17 protein-coding genes are annotated in these 18,758 nt (G+C 75.3%); 10 read left to right on the forward strand and 7 right to left on the reverse strand.

Annotated elements, in window-relative coordinates:
* Positions 1-6: 6 nt before the first annotated feature.
* On the forward strand, positions 7-1,287 hold the full coding sequence (locus DC008_RS32725) for an ABC transporter substrate-binding protein (protein WP_108710971.1): 1,281 nt from the start codon (positions 7-9) through the stop codon (positions 1,285-1,287).
* Positions 1,288-1,387: 100 nt separating this feature from the next.
* Positions 1,388-2,065, forward strand: a complete 678-nt coding sequence (locus tag DC008_RS32730; RefSeq protein ID WP_382114547.1) for an adenosylcobinamide amidohydrolase — start codon at positions 1,388-1,390, stop codon at positions 2,063-2,065.
* On the opposite strand, the gene DC008_RS32735 is transcribed toward DC008_RS32730, so the two are convergent.
* A complete protein-coding gene (locus tag DC008_RS32735; protein WP_425276560.1) occupies positions 2,062-3,159 on the reverse strand; it encodes an AI-2E family transporter in 1,098 nt (365 codons plus the stop codon). The two genes, DC008_RS32730 and DC008_RS32735, sit on opposite strands and share 4 nt — an antisense overlap.
* Before the next feature lie 143 nt (positions 3,160-3,302).
* Here DC008_RS32735 and DC008_RS32740 point away from each other — a divergent pair, with 143 nt between their 5' ends.
* The 5 genes from DC008_RS32740 (at position 3,303) to DC008_RS32760 (ending at position 10,498) form a co-directional block, all read left to right on the forward strand.
* The gene (locus DC008_RS32740; protein WP_108710103.1) at positions 3,303-5,492 is read left to right on the forward strand and encodes an FUSC family protein; all 2,190 of its coding nucleotides are present in this window, start codon (positions 3,303-3,305) and stop codon (positions 5,490-5,492) included.
* Between the two features lie 303 nt (positions 5,493-5,795).
* Positions 5,796-6,929: a polyprenyl synthetase family protein gene (locus DC008_RS32745; protein WP_108710104.1), complete on the forward strand. Its 1,134-nt coding sequence runs from the start codon at positions 5,796-5,798 to the stop codon at positions 6,927-6,929.
* Positions 6,926-8,509 (forward strand): phytoene desaturase family protein, encoded by a 1,584-nt coding sequence (gene crtI / locus DC008_RS32750; RefSeq protein ID WP_108710105.1) that lies wholly within the window; start codon positions 6,926-6,928, stop codon positions 8,507-8,509. Before DC008_RS32745 ends, crtI begins: the two co-directional genes overlap by 4 nt.
* A complete protein-coding gene (locus DC008_RS32755) occupies positions 8,496-9,497 on the forward strand; it encodes a phytoene/squalene synthase family protein (RefSeq protein ID WP_108710106.1) in 1,002 nt (333 codons plus the stop codon). Before crtI ends, DC008_RS32755 begins: the two co-directional genes overlap by 14 nt.
* Positions 9,494-10,498 carry a Rieske (2Fe-2S) protein gene (locus DC008_RS32760; protein ID WP_108710107.1) on the forward strand — a complete coding sequence of 335 codons (1,005 nt, stop codon included), beginning with the start codon at positions 9,494-9,496 and terminating at the stop codon, positions 10,496-10,498. The genes DC008_RS32755 and DC008_RS32760 overlap by 4 nt, the downstream gene beginning before the upstream one ends.
* A 48-nt stretch (positions 10,499-10,546) precedes the next feature.
* Here DC008_RS32760 and DC008_RS32765 read toward each other — a convergent pair whose 3' ends face one another.
* The 4 genes from DC008_RS32765 to DC008_RS32780 form a co-directional block, all read right to left on the reverse strand.
* The gene (locus DC008_RS32765; protein ID WP_108710108.1) at positions 10,547-12,103 is read right to left on the reverse strand and encodes an FAD-dependent oxidoreductase; all 1,557 of its coding nucleotides are present in this window, start codon (positions 12,101-12,103) and stop codon (positions 10,547-10,549) included.
* Entirely contained in the window at positions 12,100-12,834 is a 735-nt protein-coding gene (locus DC008_RS32770; RefSeq protein WP_108710109.1) for a class I SAM-dependent methyltransferase, read from the reverse strand. Before DC008_RS32770 ends, DC008_RS32765 begins: the two co-directional genes overlap by 4 nt.
* Positions 12,831-14,042 carry a lycopene cyclase family protein gene (locus DC008_RS32775; RefSeq protein WP_244221451.1) on the reverse strand — a complete coding sequence of 404 codons (1,212 nt, stop codon included), beginning with the start codon at positions 14,040-14,042 and terminating at the stop codon, positions 12,831-12,833. Before DC008_RS32775 ends, DC008_RS32770 begins: the two co-directional genes overlap by 4 nt.
* A gap of 299 nt (positions 14,043-14,341) precedes the next feature.
* Positions 14,342-15,337 carry a MerR family transcriptional regulator gene (locus tag DC008_RS32780; protein WP_108710110.1) on the reverse strand — a complete coding sequence of 332 codons (996 nt, stop codon included), beginning with the start codon at positions 15,335-15,337 and terminating at the stop codon, positions 14,342-14,344.
* Positions 15,338-15,485: 148 nt separating this feature from the next.
* On the opposite strand from DC008_RS32780, the gene DC008_RS32785 reads away from it, so the two are divergent.
* Positions 15,486-16,106 (forward strand): sigma-70 family RNA polymerase sigma factor, encoded by a 621-nt coding sequence (locus DC008_RS32785; protein WP_108710111.1) that lies wholly within the window; start codon positions 15,486-15,488, stop codon positions 16,104-16,106.
* A 96-nt stretch (positions 16,107-16,202) separates the two neighbouring features.
* Positions 16,203-16,463, forward strand: a complete 261-nt coding sequence (locus DC008_RS32790) for a hypothetical protein (protein WP_108710112.1) — start codon at positions 16,203-16,205, stop codon at positions 16,461-16,463.
* Positions 16,464-16,492: 29 nt separating this feature from the next.
* Here the strand turns inward: DC008_RS32790 and DC008_RS32795 are convergent, their stop codons facing one another.
* Positions 16,493-16,699 (reverse strand): DUF2180 family protein, encoded by a 207-nt coding sequence (locus DC008_RS32795; protein WP_108710113.1) that lies wholly within the window; start codon positions 16,697-16,699, stop codon positions 16,493-16,495.
* Positions 16,700-16,961: 262 nt separating this feature from the next.
* Here DC008_RS32795 and DC008_RS32800 point away from each other — a divergent pair, with 262 nt between their 5' ends.
* Positions 16,962-18,182, forward strand: a complete 1,221-nt coding sequence (locus tag DC008_RS32800; RefSeq protein ID WP_108710114.1) for an aromatic ring-hydroxylating oxygenase subunit alpha — start codon at positions 16,962-16,964, stop codon at positions 18,180-18,182.
* 21 nt (positions 18,183-18,203) lie between these two features.
* On the opposite strand, the gene DC008_RS32805 is transcribed toward DC008_RS32800, so the two are convergent.
* Positions 18,204-18,617 (reverse strand): SRPBCC family protein, encoded by a 414-nt coding sequence (locus DC008_RS32805; RefSeq protein WP_108710115.1) that lies wholly within the window; start codon positions 18,615-18,617, stop codon positions 18,204-18,206.
* Between the last annotated feature and the right edge of the window lie 141 nt (positions 18,618-18,758).

The raw sequence follows: 18,758 nt of genomic DNA on the forward strand, positions 1-18,758 counted from the left end.
GACCCTGTGAAGCCCCCGCACCGCGCCGTCCCACGGACCAGGACGCTCCTGGCCGCGGGCCTCGCCGCCCTGCTGCTCGCCGGCACCGGATGCAGCTCCAAGGCCGACTCCGCCAAGAGCGGCGGTGAGGGCGCCGGCGGCATCAAGACCGGGCCCGGCGTCACCGACAAGACCATCCGGCTCGGCGCCCTCACCGACCTCACCGGGCCCTACGCCACCCTCGGCAAGAGCATCGTGCAGGCCCAGCAGATGTGGGCCGACGAGGTCAACGCCGACGGCGGCATCTGCGACCGGCGGGTGGAGATCGTCGTCAAGGACCACGGCTACGACGTCCAGAAGGCCGTCACCGCCTACGCCGACCTCTCCTCCGACGTGGTCGCCCTGCCCCAGGTCATCGGCTCACCCGTGATGGCCGCCTTGCTCGACGACATCGAACGCGACAAGGTGCTGACCTTCCCGCAGGCCTGGGCCGCCTCCCTGCTCGACAAGGAGTCCGTGCAGGTCCTCGGCACCACCTACGACGTCGACATGATCGCCGCCGTCGACTACCTCACCCGTACGAAGAAGGTGGCGAAGGGCGACACGATCGGACACGTCTACTTCGAGGGCGACTACGGCGCCAACGCGCTCGAGGGCTCCCAGTGGGCCGCGAAGAAGGCGGGCCTCAAGGTCGCCGGACAGAAGATCAAGGCGACCGACACCGATCTGTCCGCCCAGGTCTCGGCGCTGCGCAAGGAAGGCGTCAAGGCGATCCTGATCAGCGCCGGGCCCGCCCAGACCGCCTCGCTCGTCGGTGTCGCCGCCTCCCGGGGCCTGAAGGTGCCCGTCGTCAGCAGCGCCCCCGGCTACGCGCCGCAGCTGATGAAGACACCGGCCGCGCCGGCCCTCGCCGCCCTGCTCCACGTGGTCAGCGCGGCCCCCGCGGTCAGTTCCGAGCTGCCCGGCGTGCGCGACATGGTCGCCGCCTACCAGAAGAAGTACCGGGGCTCCCTGCTCGACGCCGGTGTGCTGTCCGGCTACAACGCCGCCCGCATCATGGGCGACGACCTGAAGAAGGCCTGCGAGAAGGGCAGTCTGGCCCGCGAGGACGTCGTCGCGGCGCACCGCGCGCAGTCCGCCGTCGACGTCGGCCTCGGCACCGCGCAGAACTTCTCCGACAAGGCCCGGCCCGCCAGCACCGAGACCTATGTGCTCAAGCCCGACGCCAAGGCGGTCGGCGCCGTCGTGAACGAGGAGGACGCGCACACCGCGCCCGGGGTGAAGGAGTACCTGGAGTCCCGAGGCTGACGGCACACCGGTTGTTCCGAGTGTGGGACGGGCGGTCCGGACACCCGGCCGCCCGTCCCGTACGATCGGCCGGTCCCCGCCGCGCGCAAGGAGTTCCCCGGTGACCGCCGTCGTCCCTCCGTCCCGCCCCGCACCCGCGCCGCCGATGGTGGAGCAGGTGACCCGCACGGAGGACGGCGAGAGTCTGAACGCCCTCCTGTGGCGGGCCGGGGAGGGCTGGCGGATGGTCAGCAACGCCGTGCTGGGCGGCGGGATCGGCGACCGCGCCTGGGTCCTCAACGCCCAGGTCGCCCACGGCTACCGGCGCACCGACCCCGACCGGCACCTCGCGGACCTGGCCCGGGACGCCGGCGCGCACGGGCCGGGCGTCGGGCTGATGACGGCCGCGGACGTCCGGGCTCACGGCAGCGGGCAGGACGAAGGGGTGACCGCGATCGCCACCGCGGGGCTCGGCGTACGGGGCTGGGCGGCGTCCTGGACCGAGCCCGCCATGACGGCCGTCCGGCCCGGGACCGTGAACATCGTGGTCGCGGTGCCCGTGGCCCTGACCGACGCGGCCCTGGTCAACACCGTCATGACCGCGACCGAGGCCAAGGTGCAGGCACTGGTCGACGTCGGTCTCGACTGCTCGGGGACCCCGACGGACGCCGTGTGCGTCGCCGTACGCCGACCGGTCCCGGGCGAGGAGACACACGCGTTCGGCGGCCCGCGCTCGCTGTGGGGAGCCCGCGTGGCCCGCGCCGTCCACCAGGCCGTCACTGCGGCAGCACGCAGCTAGTTCTTCATGCCGCGCAACGCCTGCTGGACCGACCACAGGACGGCCACGAACGGCACGGCCACGACCGCGCCGATGAACCCGGCCGCGATCGCCCCGCCCACGACGGCGAGCGCTACGACCACCGGGTGCAGACTGACCGCCCAGCTCAAGACCAGGGGATGCAGGACGTGCCCCTCGATCTGCCCGATGACGACGATCAGGGCGACCACGATCAGCGCGGTCATCGGCCCCTTCGCCGCCAGCGCCACGACCGCCGCGACGGCCAGCGCGATGGGCGAGCCGATCAGCGGGATGAAGGCGGCCGCGAACTCCAGCAGTGCCAGGGGCACGGCGAGCGGCACGCGCAGCGCGAGCAGGGCGACGCCGACGAGCACGGCGTTGGTGCCCGCGACCAGCAGGATGCCGTGGGTGTACCCGGTGAACGTCCGCCAGGCGGCCCGGCCGGCCACCGAGACCGGCCGTTGCGCCGAGGCGGGCAGCTGGGCGCAGATCCACTGCCACTGCCGGTCGCCCGAATGCGTGAAGAACACGGCGCAGAACAGCGCCAGCGCCAGCACGGTGAGGACCTCCACCAGCCGGCTCGCGCCGCTCACCGCCTCGCTGATGACCGTGGAGCGGTGCTCGGAGAGCAGTCGGCCGATCCGTGACTGGACATCGCTGAAGGTGTCCGCGGGCAGCCGGAACGGCGGCCCCTCCAACTGGTCCTCGATCCGGTCGATCCCCTTCTCGAACTCGCTCTGCAGACCCTTGCGCTGATCGGCCACCGTCTCGCCGACCAGCACCAGCGCCCCGATGACGAGCGCGAGAGCGCCGACGAGGGACGCCGCCACCGCGAGCGGACGGGGCATCCGGCGGGCGAGCAGCCCGGTGGCGGGGCGCAGCACGGTGGTGAGGACCAGACCCAGGAAGACGGCGACCGCGATCCGGTGGAACTGCCCGAGCACCGAGAAGGCGGCCCGTACGACGATCGCGACGGCGATGATCCGCCACGCGTAGGCGGCCGCCGTCCGCAGCCAGCCCGGCACACCGGCGTCCACGCCGCCCGGGCGACCGGGGGGCGGGGGAGACGGATCGGGGGGAGTGGCCATCTCCATGCCCCGTACCACCGAATGTCCCCGCGATCGCGACCGCCGCCCGGAATTCGCCCGAAGGCCGGTACCCGGCAAGAATCAAGAACGTCAGCACCATGTCCGTTCCGTGCCGCGATGCGTCGCCGTGGCGTCCGTCCGGGAGGACCATGCAGAAGGCCGCCCAGGCTCCACCGGCATCCGCCGCGACCGGCCCGAAGAAGGCGAGGCGGACCGCGATCCTGCGCCGGGCGGTGCGGGTGGCCCTCGCCGCGTCCGCCGGCTTCTACACCTGCCTGTACGGCTTCGACGAGCCCGTCCTCGCGCTGTACGCGCTCTTCGCGCCGATCTCGCTGGGCCTGCTGTCGACGATCCCCGGGTCGGGGCGGCAGCGCGCCGAGGTCATGCTCAAGGCCCTGCCCGTGGGCCTGGCCCTGGTGGCGCTCGGCACCGCGCTGGCCGTACACACCTGGGCGGCCGTCCTCGGCATGCTCGTCGTGGGCTTCCTGCTGGCCTTCGCCGCCGTCGCGGGCCCGCGCCCTGCCGGGGCCGCGCCCGCGCTCCAGCTCTTCTACATCCTCGCCTGCTTCCCGCCGTACGACCCCGGCGCGCTCGGGCTGCGGCTGGCGGGGCTCACCGTCGGGGTGCTGGCGCTGGTGGTGTGCGAGCTGTTCGTGCTGCCCGATCCACCCGGCCACCCGACCTATCGCGCGGCCCTGGCGGAGGCGCTGCGCACGGCCCGCGCGGCCATCACCGGCGACCTCGCCCTCTCCCCGCAGGAACTGCGCGAGGCCGGCGCGCGGCTGAGGCTGTCCGGAGTGGCGCCCGCGCAGCGCCCCGCGGGCCCGGGACGCGCGATGCGCGGCATGGCCCAGGCGGGCACCGCCACCCGCCGGCTGCTGGAGCAGCTGGCCCATCTGACCGAGCGGGGCGAACTGCGCGCCCTCGCCGGCACCGCGGGGCAGGACGCCGACGGCACGGACCGGGCTCTGCGCTCGCTCCTGCCGGAGGTGACGACGCTGCTCGACGAGACCGTCACCGCGCTGCGCACGGGCCGTGCCCCGCCGCCCTCCCACCGGATGGACGCGGCCATCGAGGACTTCCAGCGGATCCGGGTGCGGCAGGCCGCCGGGCCGGCCGGCGAGGTGCCGCCCGCGGACGTCCTGCGCCGGCAGGCGCTGCTGCTGTCCATCGCCGAGTCGGTGCGCACCCTGGAGATCTCCGTGCGCGTCGGCCTCGACGGGCGGCGCAGGGAGCCCATCGAGCCGCCGGTGCTGTTCTGGTACGCGTACAGCGGCACCCCGCTGCTCTGGTGGCGCCGGATCACCGGCAATCTGACGCCCCGGTCCGTGCAGTTCCACACCGCGCTGCGCATGGCCGTGGCGCTGGCCGCGGCCCGCCTGGTGGCCGGGTCGCTCGACCTGGCGCACGGCTTCTGGGTGCTGTTGACGGTGCTCACCCTGAGCCGGACCACCGTCGGCGAGACCTGGGCGGCCATCCGCCGGGCCGTCCTCGGCAATCTGCTGGGCGCCGTCGCCGCCGGCGCGCTGCTCATCGGGCTCGGCCGGCACACCGACGCCTACGCAGCCGTGCTCGCCCCGGCCATGCTCGTCGCGTTCTCGGTCGGGCCGCTGCTGGGCATCGCCTGGGCGCAGGGGCTGTTCACGCTGGTGGTGTCGTCCGCGTTCGCCCAGATCACCCCGGCGTCCTGGCAGCTGGCCGAGGTGCGGATCGTGGACGTCGTCACCGGCAGCGCGATCGGACTGCTGTGCGGGCTGTTCGCCTGGCCGGCCGGCGCCCGCGCCGAGGTGCGCCGCACGATGGCGGGGCTGCTGCGCGAGTGCGGCCCGCTGATCAAGGGCACCGTGGCCATGCTGGCCGCCGTGCCCCCGGGGTCGGTGCCGCCCCCGCCGACGCTGCCCGCCCTGCACCGGCTGCGGCTCGCGGAGGCCGCGTACGCGCAGTTCCGAAGCGAACCCGGGGGCGGCGGGCACGGCGGCGCCGACTGGCAGGCCGTCCTCATGACGGCCCACCATGTCTTCCTCGGCGCCCAGTGGCTGCCCCGCTTCGATCTGCCCGTCGCCGCGCTGCCGCCGTCCGCGGCCGACCGGGAACAGGCGCGCGCCCGCGCCCTCGCCGAGACCACCGACCGGCTGGCCGCACTGTGCGCCGGCGAACCCCCGCCGCCCCGGCCCTCGCAGCCACCGGTCGAACCCCCGCCGGGGCGGCCCGCACCGGCGGGGGTCGACCTCGACACCTGGCTGCGCGGACTCGCCGCCCAGCTCGCCCGCATCGAGTCCCGTCTCCCCGACGCGCTCCGCCGGTCCGCACGCGCCCGCTCCGGCGGCGGCCCCGAATAGGAGCGGTACGGCGAATCCCGCCGGATCGCCCGTGCCGTAGCGCCGGAACGCGGCCGGTCGGTGGTCCACTGGGAGTCCGTTTCACTCCTTCATGTCCTGGTTCCGGCCGGTAGGGGATCGGCGACACCGGGTGAGCCGCGGGCCCTCGCGGGTACGCGGGGCCCACCTTCACGGCCGTGTTCGGCCCATGGAGTGCATTCGACCGGCGGAGCGAGCAGGCGGGGAACACATGGGCGCATCCACACCCGAGGCCTCGGCAGAAGTACAGGTGTGCAGGTGACGGAGAGTGAGAAGGGGCCGTGCATGCTGGAAATGAGGCCGACGGCAGCCGATACGGCCCACGCGCCGGCGACGGCTCTCGACGCCGCCCGGCGCGTCGACGCCGTGCTGGACGACGTCCTGGAGACCCGACTGCGCCAGGCCCGGCAGGTGGACCCGGTCTTCGCCGAGGACGTCGCCGGGCGCGTCGCGGGACTGATCCGCAGGGGCGGTAAACGGCTGCGCACGGCGTTCGTCTGGTGCGGCTGGCGGGCCGCGGGCGGCACGGGTGACGCCTCCGCGGTCCTGCGCACCGGGGCCGCCCTCGAACTCCTCCAGGCCTGCGCGCTCATACACGACGACCTGATGGACGGCTCACCGTTGCGCCGGGGCGGCCCCACCGTGCACGTGGAGCTGACCCGTCTGCACTCGGCCGCCCGGATGACCGGCTCCGGGGAGTCGTTCGGGGCCTCCGCCGCCGTCCTCGCCGGTGACCTGGCGCTCGCCTGGGCCGACGACCTGCTCACCGAGGTCGCGCTGCGCCTCCCGCACGGCCCCCGGCTGTACGAGGAGTGGCGGGCCATGCGCGGCGAGATGGTCGCCGGCCAGTACCGCGATCTGCACGCCCAGGCCACCGGCGCGTCCGGCGTCGAGGAGGCGCTGACCGTCGCCACCCTGAAGAGCGCCCTCTACACGGTCGAGCGGCCCCTCGCCCTGGGCGCCGTGCTCGCCGGGGCCCGCCCCGCCACCGTGGACGCGCTGCGCCGCGCCGGACGGCACGCCGGGCTGGCCTTCCAGCTCCGCGACGACCTCCTCGGCGCCTTCGGCGACCCCGCGCTGACCGGGAAGCCGGCCGACGACGACCTGCGCACCCGCAAGCTGACGTATCTGCTCGCCGTCGCCGTCCGGCTCGCGGCGGCCTCCGGCGACGAGGAGGCCGTGGCGGCGCTCGCCCCCGCGCCCTCCGACCGTCCGGACGGCGCCGTCGAGCGGATGCGCAAGGCCCTGGAGTGGACCGGCGCCCGCGCGCTCACCGAGACGAAGATCGCCGAACTGGCCGCCGCGAGCCTGCGGCACTTCGAGGGGACCGGCGCGGACACCGCCGTACGCGAGGAGTTCGCCGCGTTGGTCGCGCGGGTCTCGGGCGGCGTCCCGCAGCGGACGGAGGACATCGCGTGAGGACCGTACCGGGACCGACGGAACACGTCGTCGTCGTGGGCGCCGGCCTCTCCGGCCTCGCCTGCGCCCTCCATCTGCTGGGCGCCGGACGCCGGGTCACCCTGGTCGAACGCGACGCCGGCCCCGGCGGCCGGGCCGGACGCGTGCGGCTCGGCCCGTACGGGATCGACACCGGGCCCACCGTCCTGACCATGCCGCACCTGGCCGACGAGGCGTTCGCGGCGGTCGGCGACAGCCTCGCCCGGCACGTCGAGCTGATGCCGCTGCACCCCGCGTACCGGGCGCTGTTCGCCGACGGCAGCGCGCTGGACGTGCACACCGACGGCGCCGCGATGGAGGAGGAGGTGCGGCGGTTCGCCGGACCGGCCGAGGCGGCCGGATACCGCGACCTGCGGGGCTGGCTGGAACGCCTGTACCGGGCGCAGATGGGCCGCTTCATCGACGCCAACTTCGACTCCCCGCTGCAGCTCGTCAGCCCCGACCTGGCCCGGCTGGCCGCCCTCGGCGGCTTCGGCCGCCTCGACCGCCGCATCGGCCGCTTCCTCGGCGACGAACGCCTGCGGCGGATCTTCTCCTTCCAGGCCCTGTACGCCGGGGTCGCCCCCGCCCGCGCCCTCGCGGCCTACGCCGTGATCGCCTACATGGACACCGTCGCCGGGGTCTGGTTCCCGCGCGGCGGTATGCACGCGCTGCCCCGCGGGATGGCCGACGCGGCCGCCGAGGCAGGCGCCGACCTGCGCTGGTCCTCCGAGGTGGCCTCACTGGAGCAGTCCGCCGGCCGGGTCCGCGCCGTCCGTCTGGCGTCGGGGGAGCGGATCGCCTGCGACACGGTGGTGCTCACCTGCGAACTGCCCACCACCTACCGCCTCCTGGGCCGCGCCCCGCGCCGCCCGGTCCCGCTGCGGCACTCCCCGTCGGCGGTGATCCTGCACGCCGGGACCGACCGCACCTGGCCCGGACTCGCCCACCACACGCTGTCCTTCGGCACGGCGTGGGAGTCCACCTTCGACGAGCTCACCCGCACCGGCGCCCTGATGAGCGACCCGTCCCTGCTCATCACCCGCCCCACCACCCACGACCCCGAACTCGCCCCGCCCCGACGGCATCTGCACTACGTCCTGGCGCCCTGCCCGAACACCGACGTCGGACCGTCCGCCCCCGAATGGCGCGACCTCGGCCCCCGCTACCGGGACAGCCTCGTCGCCGAACTGGAACGGCGCGGCCTCACCGGCTTCGACGCGAGCGTCCAGGAGGAGATGCTGGTGACCCCGCTGGACTGGACCGCCCAGGGCCACGCCGCGGGCAGCCCCTTCTCGGTCTCCCACACCTTCGCGCAGACCGGCCCCTTCCGGCCCCGCAACCTGGTCCGCGGCGTCGACAACGCCGTCCTGGCCGGCTGCGGAACCACCCCCGGGGTGGGCGTGCCCACGGTGCTCGTCAGCGGCAAGCTCGCCGCCGCCCGCGTCACCGGCGTGACCGGTGCCACCGCGCGCCGCCGCCCCTCCCGCGCCCATGCCCTCCCGCCGACCGGGCGCGCCGCGTCCGCCCCGACCGTACGAGGTACCGATGTCCCGTCGTGAACTCGACGCCGCCCGCATCACCGACCCCGCGCTGCGCGACGCCTACCTGCGGTGCCGCACCCTCAACGCCCGCCACGGCCGCACCTACTTCCTCGCCACCCGCCTGCTGCCGCTGGAACGCCGCTGCGCCGTGCACGCCCTGTACGGCTTCGCGCGCTGGGCCGACGACATCGTCGACGACCTCGACCGCGACCGCACCCCCGCCGAACGGGACGTGCTGCTGCGCCGCCTGGAGAGCGACCTCGCGCACGGACTGCGCACCGGAGGCGGCGACGAACCCGTCGTCCGCGCCGTCGCCGACACCGCCGCCCGCTACTCCATCGACACCGCGCTGTTCGCCGACTTCATGGCCTCGATGCGGGCCGACCTGACCGTCACGGACTACCCGACCTACGCCGACCTGCGCGCCTACATGCACGGCTCGGCCGCCGTCATCGGCCTGCAGATGCTGCCGGTGCTCGGCACCGTCGTCCCCCGCGAGGAGGCCGCCCCGCACGCGGCCGACCTCGGGGTCGCCTTCCAGCTCACCAACTTCCTGCGGGACGTGGGCGAGGACCTGGACCGGGGCCGCGTCTATCTGCCGGCCGACCTGCTCGCCGCCCACGGAGTGGACCGGCCCCTGCTGGAGTGGAGCCGCCGCACCGGCCGCCGCGACCCGCGCATCCGCGCCGCGTTCGCCGCCGCCGAGGCCCTGACCCGCGAGGTCTACCGGGCAGCCGAACCGGGCATCGCCATGCTCGAACCCCGTGTACGGCCCTGCATCCGCACCGCGTTCACCCTGTACGGCGGCATCCTCGACGCCATCGCCGAGCAGGACTACGACGTCCTGCACCGCCGCGCGGTCGTCTCCGTCGGCCGCCGCGCGGCCACCGCAGCGGCCGGCGCGGTCCGCATCCTCGCGGCTCGCCGGCACACCACCACCCGCGCCGCGCACCCGGCCCCCGCGGCCGGGCGGCCGGCGCCGCAGACGAAGGGGCAGGCAAGGTGACCCGACGACCGGACGACGCCCGCTGGACCTCACCGCTGCGCTTCCGGCGCCCGCCGGACTGGGCGCGGCAGCGGCCCTCCTGGCGGCAGGCCCGCCCCGCGCTCATCGCCGACGCGCTCAAGCGGGCCTCGGCCCGCCCCTCCGGCAACTGGTTCGTCGTCGGAGCCTCCCGCGACGTCCGGGCCGGCGAACGCCCCTGCGGCAGGACCGTCGGCGGGGTCGAGGTCGTGCTGTGGCGCGGGCAGGACGGCACACCGCACGCAGGGTCCGGGATCTGCCCGCACCTGGGGGCGCCGCTGCGCGACAGCCGTGTGGTGTGCGGCACCCTGGTGTGCCACTGGCACGGACTCGCCCTGGACGGCGCCCCGTTCGCCGGCTGGGAGCCGTACCCCGTGCACGACGACGGGGTCCTCGTCTGGGTACGGCTGGACGAGGTCGGCGGCGAGGAGCCGCTGGAGCGGCCGGTGGTGCCGCGCCGCCCCGAAGCGGGCGCGCTGGACGCCGTGTTCACGGCGGTGGGGACCTGCGAGCCGCAGGACGTCGTCGCCAACCGCCTGGACCCCTGGCACGGTTCGTGGTTCCACCCGTACTCGTTCGTCGACCTGAAGGTGGTCGGCTCACCGGACGGCGACGGGGACGACGCGTTCGTCGTCGACGTCTCCTTCCGGGCGCTGGGCTCCTGGGTGGTGCCGGTGCGCGCCGAGTTCACCGCGCCCGATCCGCGCACGGTCCTCATGCGCATCACGGAGGGCGAGGGGGCGACGTCCGTGGTGGAGACCCATGCCACGCCGCTGACCGCCGAGGGCGCGAGCAGGCCCCGCACCGCGGTCGTCGAGGCGATCGTCGCCGCCTCCGACCGCCGCGGCTTCGCCCTCGCCCGGGCGGCCGCCCCCGCCGTGCGGCCCCTGATGCGCCGTACGGCGGGCCGCCTGTGGCGCGACGACCTGGCGTACGCGGAACGCCGCTGGGCGCTGCGGAGCACCGGGCGCTTCCCGGGCTGAGCGGGCTACGAAGGCGGCCGGGCGGGGTGCGTCCCCGCCCGGCCGCGTTCAGCGTGCCGTCGCCAGGGCGCCGAGGGCCCGCAGGGCCGGGGACCGGCCCGCGCGCGGCACCGTCCACAGGACCTGGCCGCGCACTCCCCGCGCCGCCAGCAGCGCGTTGGCCGCGAGGAAGCCCGTCGTGGCCGCCCGTTCCATCAGGGCGACCGGCAGGTCGCACCGGACGGCGTCCCCGGCCAGCGTCAGCCAGGGGTGCGGGGTGCGCACCCGGGGGCGGCGGCCGTACGAACCCACCGGGAAGAGCGGGCAGTCGGCGCGCCACTCGTGCCGGGCGTCGATCACCATCGCGTCCCGGGTCTCCGGGTAGATCTCGTGCAGCCGTTCGAGGAGCCCGCGTTGCACGTCCTCGGGCCGTCCGTCGGTGACCGCGTACGCGTGCAGTTCCACGACCGAGCCGCCGGTGCGCGCGGCCCAGCGCCGGGCCTCGCCCTCGTAGCGGTTCAGGACGCTGATGTTGTCCAGTCCGTCGTACCCGCTGGTCCCGAGGAAGGCGGGCCGCTCGGGGCGGACCGGCCGGTCGAGCCAGAGCCGGGACACGAGGAACGGCGGGGCGGTGCGGATCGCGTCGATGTCGGCGCGCCACGCCTCGTTCCCCAGCGCGGGTGAGGCGGCGACCAACTGCCGCAGCGCGCCCGGGTCGAGGGCGAGCACGACCGCCTCGTACGCGACGGCGTCGGAACCGGTCCGCACCTCCGCGCCACCGCCCTCCCGGGGCTCGACGGCGTCGACGGGGGTGCCCGTGCGCACGACCGCGCCCAGCCGCTCGAGGTACTCGCCCAGCGGCTCCCACAGCGCCTGCGGGAACGGCTCGTCCGGCACGTCGAAGAGCAGCCCCTCCGACGAGCCGAGGAAGTAGATGTGGAACATCAGCAGCAGTTCGGCCGCCGACAGCTCCGCGGGGTCGGCGAAGAAGCTCCGCGAGAACACCTCGAACGCCAGATGGTGCGCGGTCTTTGGGAAGCGCACCCCGTCGAGGAAGCGGGTCGCGCTGACGTGGTCGAAACGCTCGTACACCTCGGGGACGCGCACGTCGAGCAGCGGCAGCGCCGCGCGCGCGTTCATCGCGGCCAGGTCGCGCCAGCCGAAGGTGGGGCTCAGCACGACGAAGCCGAGGGCGCTGAACGGCGGGGTGCGTGGCACCTTCGCGAAGCTGTCCGTCAGACCGCCGCTGTGCCGCAGCGGATAGTCGGCGAGCGGGGTGAGCCGCTCGAGCCCGGGATCGGTGCGCCGCAGCAGACCGCGCAGGTTGTAGTACTGGCGGAAGAAGGCGTGGAAGCCGCGGCTCATCGTGACGTCGGAGCCGTCCGCCAGACGGGTGCGCCGGCCCGCGAGCCGGCCGCCCAGGGACTGCTCCCGCTCGTAGAGGGTCACCCGGGCGCCCCGCTCGGCCAGCAGCGTGGCCGCGGCGAGCCCCGCGATCCCGCCGCCGATCACGGCGACGGACGGCGCCTCCCCGGGGGCGAACCGCTCCCGGCCGGGCGCCGGCATCAGCACCTCGGCCTTGCGGTCGCGGCCACGCCGGGCGGCGGGCTGACCCTGGGCGGTCATCGGGCCGGCTCCGGGTGCGCGGGGGAGCCGTTGCGGGCCAGGAAGGTGTGCACGATGCCGGTCTGCCAGCCGGCGACGGGCAGCGCCCGTACGTCCATGAAGCCGGCGCGGGTCAGCCGGTCCCCGAACGCCGGGGCCGTGTCGAAGCGCAGCACGCTGTGGCCCAGGTGCCGGTACAGGGCGCGGTCTCCGGTGAGAGTGCCCATCGGGACGATCACCCCGCCGCACACCGCCCGCCACAGCGCCCGGTGGCCCGTCGACCCGCTGAGGCTGTACTCGTGGACGGCCAGCCGCCCGCCCGGCCGCAGCAGACGGGTCCGTACGGTGTCGAGCACCTGGTCGGGCTCGGTGACGTTGCGGAACAGATAGGCCGCGAACACGGCGTCGTACGGGCCCTCGTCGTCCGTGAGCGTCTCCTCGGCCGTGCGGTGCAGGAACCGCACCTGCTCCGGCCAGGGCTTCTCGAGCGCCCGGCGCAGCATCCCGGCCGAGGCGTCGACGGCGGTGATCCGGGCGCGGGGCGCGGACCGCAGCAGGGCGCGGGTGGAGGCGCCGGTGCCGCAGCCGAGGTCGAGGACGCGCAGCCCCTCGCCGCCCCGGGGGAGCCGCAACCGGCGTGCGGAGCGCAGGAGTTCGGCGCGATAGCCGGGGTTGAGCGCGGTGAGGCGGTCGTAGGTGCCCGACGCGTGGTCGAAGGCGCGGGCCAGGTCGTGGTCGCGCAGCAGTGTCATGGGAGGCGGTCTCCGGATCGTGGTGCGGGGTGGGAACGGCGGGGCAGGAGGGGCAGTTCGAGGGCGGTGCGCAGCATCGGGCCCACGGGACCGCGCAGTCCGATGGCCCACTCCTCCCGCAGCGAGGTGGCGCCGTCGAGGAACCGCAGCAGCCGCTCGGCGGGGGTGTGGGCGAACAGGCCGGTGAAGAAGGCGGGTCCGTCGAGGCGCCCGGTGTCCAGGGCGCGCAGCATGACCGCGTCCATGGCGAGGGCCCGCCGTCCGTGCGGCGGCGGAACGTGCGGGCGTCCGGCGGCGAGGGAGACGGCGACGGCCCGGCTCTGGCGCTGCACAGCGGCGAAGGTGTAGCCGGTCGAGGGGCGGGTCGCGCCGCCGGCCGTGCCGATGCGGTACACCGCGGGACCGACCCGCACCGGGAAGCGCGCGTCGGTCATCGGCACGACGCCCTGCTCGGCCGCCTCCACCGTGAACGGGCCCAGCCCGAGCACGTCGTGGCAGTACCGGTCGAGGGCCTTCTCGTACGCCGGTGTGGTCAGGGGCGTCCGGGAGAACTCGGTGTACTCGACGAGGGCGTGGTCCGGCGCGAGCGGCAGGACGTACCCGAAGGCGAGCCCGCGCCCGGGCTGCGGGACGCGGAAGTCCATCAGGTCGGCGACGCCGGGGTCGAACCGGGGCCGTGCCGTGCGCACGAACCAGCCCCGGAAGTGCTGGAGCAGCCGGGTGCGGGCGGGCGGCAGGGCGCCGAGGGGCCGCGAGTCGAAGACGAGCCGGGCCCGCACGGTCACCGGACCGCCGTCGGGCGTCGTGCAGTCGACCTCCGCCCCGCCGGGTGTGTCGCGTACGGCGCCGGCCGTGGCGCGCAGGACACCGCAGCCGGGCCGCTCCGCCAGCAGGGCGTGCACATACTCCTCGAACCGCGTCGAACGCAGCATCCGGTAGCGCAGCGGGGCCGGGTCGACGGTGTGCGATGTGCCGTCGCCGCCGTGCACCCGCAGCCGTGGCCAGGACGCGCTGACGACGTCGTCGAGGCCGCTGTCACCGTCGTCCCAGAAGCACCAGGTCCGGACCGGCGGGCGGACCGGGCCGTCGGGCGGCTCGACCACGAGCACCCGGACGTCTGCGGTCGCGGTCAACTGCTGCGCGAGGGAGAGCCCGGCCGCGCCACCGCCCAGCACGAGCACGTCGGTGTCCGGTGCGGGCCCGTTCACGCGACCCACCGCCGGGGGCCAGTGCCGTCGCCGCTCACGCCTCACTCCGGATCTGTCGGTGGATGGCCGTCTCGATACGCCCCGTCTTCCGCGCGCCGCCCACCCCTGGATGCACGGGACCGGCCCCCGCCCCGGAATCGCTCGGCCAAGCCCGCATAGCCCTCCTCGCCTCCTCGCGACCACGGTTACCGCGCCGGGCGGCCCACCGGCGGGCGGCCCGCCCGCAACCCCGGTACGACCCACCCGAATCGCCCTGCGCGGAGCGCGTACCCGGTGCGCGGCGGTCGAGACGGCGGCGGTCAGACCCGCATGTGGGCCTCCACGGCGGCGACCGCCTCCGCCAGGTTCGTCGCGCGCGGCATACCGGGCATCGGCGATCCCGCCCAGCCCGGTCCCAGGGGCAGCACGACCGGTCGCCGTCGGGCTCCCCGTACGCCCCACTCCATCCCGGCGACGTGCTGGGCCAGCGGTCTGCTCGCCATGGACCGGGACTGGGCCCACAGCCCCACCACCGAGGGACCGGTCCGCCGTACGGCCGCCACCAGGGAACCGGCCGGCAGCGCCCCGCCGAACATCCGCACGGGGACGCCGCGTTCGGACAGGGCGGCGGCCAGCACCTCCAGCGGCAGGGTGTGGCTCTCCCCGGGCACGCACGCGAGGACGGCGACGGCGCCCGGACGGTCGGCGGCCACAGGGGGCGCGCTCCGCCGCAGCGCACCGGAGACATGCCAGGACAGGAAGTGCTCGACCTCGACATAGCGGTCGCCCGAGTTCTCCCACTTCCGGCCGACCGCCTGCAGCGTCGGCATGATCACCTCGGTCCAGGCGGTGACCAGCCCGTGCTCCTCGATCGCGGCCGCGAGCAGGGCGTCCAGCGCCGGCGCGTCCAGGCGCAGCGCCGCGCGGGCGACCCCCTTGCACTCCTGCCGCACGTCCCCGAGACGCAGTCCGCTGCCGGCCCGGCTGCGCGCCGGCGCGGCCCGCCGGGGCGGGGGTCCGGCGGTCGGCCGGGCGGTGTCTTCCGGTGCCCCCTCGCGGGCCAGGCGCGCCGCCTCGGCCGGGGGTAGCCCGTTGGCGGTCAGCGCGCACATGCGCTCCAGCCGCGCGACGTCCGCGGGGGTCCAGCGGCGGTGCCGGCCGCCGGTGTGCGCGTCCGGGCCCAGGCCGTAGCGCCGGTCCCAGGTGCGGACGGTGGTCGGCGCCACGCCGAGCCGCCGGGCGACCTCGCCCGTCGTCAGCCCGCCGCCGCGTCCGGCGTCCCCCTCGTCCCTGTCGTCCCGCGTGTCGGTGTCCACCCTGACAGTGTACGACGCACAAACGACGCGTGTTGTCTGCGTCGTTTCATGCTCAAGAGACTGAGGGCCGCGCCGGAGAGCACGGCGACCGTCAGGGCTCGACCGACGGCCTTCCCGGCACCCGGCGAGCGGCAGGAGGAACCGGGCCATGAGCACGCGAACGCGAACCGCCACCATCCCGACCCGCCCCGCCGGCTCCGCGCCGGCCGAGGAGACCCTCTACGAGGAGGAGCTGGCCCGGGGCCTGCTCGCCGGCGACCAGCAGGCCCTGGCGGGGATCTACCGGCGCTGGGGCTCGCTGGTGCACACCCTGGCCGCCCGTTCCCTCGGGGACCCGCACGAGGCCGAGGACGTCACCCAGCAGGTGTTCCTCGGCGCCTGGCGGGGACGGCACGGCTTCCGGCCCGAACGCGGCCCGCTGGGCGCCTGGCTCGTCGGCATCACCCGCCGCAAGATCGCCGACGCGCTCTCCGCGCGGACCCGGCGCCTGGCCCTGGCCGACGCCGTCAACAGCACGGACCCGGCGGCCGGGGAGAGCACCGGCCCCGACGACGTCCTCGACCGGGTGCTGCTGGTGGACGCCCTGTCCCGGCTCCCCGCCCGCCAGCAGCAGGTGCTGTGCCTGGCCTTCTACGACGACCTGACGCAGGCCCAGATCGCCGAGCGCACCGGCCTGCCCCTGGGCACCGTCAAGAGTCACACCCGCCGCGGCCTCTACCGCCTCCGCGGCGCGCTCGAACAGGGCCGCGCCGACACCATGGCCGCCTGAAGCGTTGCGCCCGGCACCGCATCCACCGCGCGCCCGGCATCCGAAACAGCGAGTGAGCCTCCCGCAGGAGGGGGCTCACTCGCGAGAGGACGACCCATGACGGCCGCCCCCGGGCACCTCACGCCCGCCACCCTGGTGGAGTGGGCGTTGCGCGACGACGACCCCGGCGAGGACGGCGACACCGCCCGGCACCTCGCGGACTGCCCCGGCTGCCGCGAGCAACTGTCCCGGCTGCGCCGGGTCGTGAGCCTCGCCCGCGCGATCGAGGCCCCGGACCTCCCGGACGCCCCGTCCCGGCACGTCTGGGAACGCATCGAACGGGATCTGCGCCGCACGGGAGAGCCGGACGCCGACTGAGACGGCACGCGCGAGGCGCGGAACCGTGGTCAGGTCGCCTTCTCGGCCGTACGGCACACCGGGCACGTCATCCGCCGGGCCGGCCGGCTGTGGATCACCTTGCCCGGCTGCGCGGGCCCCCGCATCTGCACCGGTTCCGAGTGCACGTGCTCGGCGCAGACCGCGGCCCCGCACACGTTGCACACCGCGACCGCGTCGGTGGCGCGGTCCAACTGGTTGCATTCGTAACAGTTCATATCCGGACCTCTCCGCCAGCGCGCCCGACAGCGTCGGCCCTGCACGCTTGCCGGGGGCCGGAGGTCCCCGGCGACTGCTCCGCATGGCTATGGAATGCCTGGCGGAGCCCCGCCGCAACTCAGGGGCGGGTGACGGCCCCTCACCCCGGTGGACGTGCTGGGCGGGACACGGCCCCCTCCGGCCGTGAGGATGAGCGGGTGCCGGGCCCCGCGACGCGTCTCGGGCGGGCCCCGGCCGGTCGTCCCGACGCGAGGGAGAGGTATGAACCAGACGGACTCCGCCGGGAGCCAGGAGAGCCGGAGCCCGGGACACCCGGAACCGGACGCCGCCTTCGACCTGAGGCGGGTGGGGGCGCATCCCGACTTCTGGTACCCGGTCGCCCGGTCCCGCTCGGTCCGCCGCGGCCGGACCGTCGCCGCGGTCTTCGCCGGGGAGCGCATCGCGCTGTTCCGGACCCGCAGCGGCATCGTGCACGCCCTGGAGGACCGCTGCGCGCACCGGCAGGTGCCGTTGAGCATGGGCGTCGTGGAGGGCGAGACCTTGCGCTGCTGCTACCACGCCTGGGCCTACCGCGGCGACGGCCGTATCTCGCAGATCCCCTACCTCTCCAAGGGCGACCGCAGACCGCCGCGCGGTGTGCGCGGCTACCCCGTCCGCGAGGCGTACGGGCTGGTGTTCGTCTTCCCCGGCGACCCGGAGAAGGCCGACGTCACCGAGCTGCCCGACCTGCCCGCCTACGGCTCACCGCGCTACAGCACCATGACCTTCAGCCGGACGGTGCGCTGCCACTACTCGTTCATGCACGAGAACCTCCTCGACATGAACCACCAGTTCCTGCACAGGGGCGTCGTCGGCACCCTGCACCCCGAACTGCTCGGCTACACCACCACCCCGCGCTCGGTCGAGGCGCGGTACCTGTTCACGCACTCCGGGGGCAAGCGCAATCGCGGCGCCGGTCTGCTCGCCGCCGAGGGGCTGGGCGGCAAGGACTCCGCGGACGTGATGACGATCCGCACCGAGTATCCGTACCAGACGCTCGACCTCGTGCCCGAGGGCGCGGACCACCCGGCGTTCCGGCTGTGGGCGGTGTACGTCCCCGAGGACGCCGAACAGCGCGTCTGCCACGCCTACGGCCTGCTCATGATCGAGAAGCCGAAGGTGCCGGGGGCGCTGCGGCTGGCCTGGCCGCTCATCCGGCGCTTCACCGAGCGGGTGTTCGCCGAGGACCGGATGGCCGTGGAGGCCGAGCAGCGGGCCTGGGACGAGCAGGGCGAGGACCGCAACCACGAGGTCTTCCCGCTCATCCTGGACGTCCGCTCGGTGCTGCGCGGCAACGGCGTCCCGCTGGGCGCCGCGACACCGGTGTGCGGGACGGCGTCCGCCGGCTGCGCCCCGCCGGTGGCGGCCCACCGGCCGTACGCGGGGGACCGCCCCGCGTACGGCGGGCCGGGCGTCGAGTTCCCGGCGGTGGACGGCGGCTGACCGGCCGTGGCCGGTACCGGATCAGCCCGCCGCGTTGTCGACCCGCAACCGCACCTGCTCCTCCAGGCGGGCCAGGCTGCTGTCGAGGGCCTCGCCGACCCGGGCCTCGCCGGGGTCGTGGCGCTCGTCGAAGAAGGACAGATGGAGCGTCACCTCGCTGGCGCCGCTGTCGATCCCGGCCACCTGGAGCCAGCCCGCGTAGGCGCCGTCGTCACGCGTGCCCCACTCCAGCCGCATCTGCTCCGGCCGGGCCCGCAGCAGCGCGGCGGTGTCCTCGTCGGTGCGGTCCTCGTGCACGGTCACGGCGGGCGGGTCGTCCGCCTCCACGTGTACGGCGTCCGGCAGCCAGCTGCCCAGCCGGTCGAGAGCGGCGGCCTGGTCGAAGACGTGCTCGGGCTGCGCGGGCATCGTGCGGGAACGCTCGTACTCGGTCATCGCTGCACCAGCCTTGCCTCGGGTGTTCCGGCGGACCGCGTTCCCGGCCCGCGCGGACGTAACCGTCCCAGGCGGGACGGCCGGGACGGATGCGCGCTCATAGGACACCCGCGCCGGGGGTACGCGGGCCGGGTTCAGGTG

This window comes from Streptomyces nigra (genome assembly GCF_003074055.1).
Lineage (GTDB): Bacteria > Actinomycetota > Actinomycetes > Streptomycetales > Streptomycetaceae > Streptomyces > Streptomyces nigra.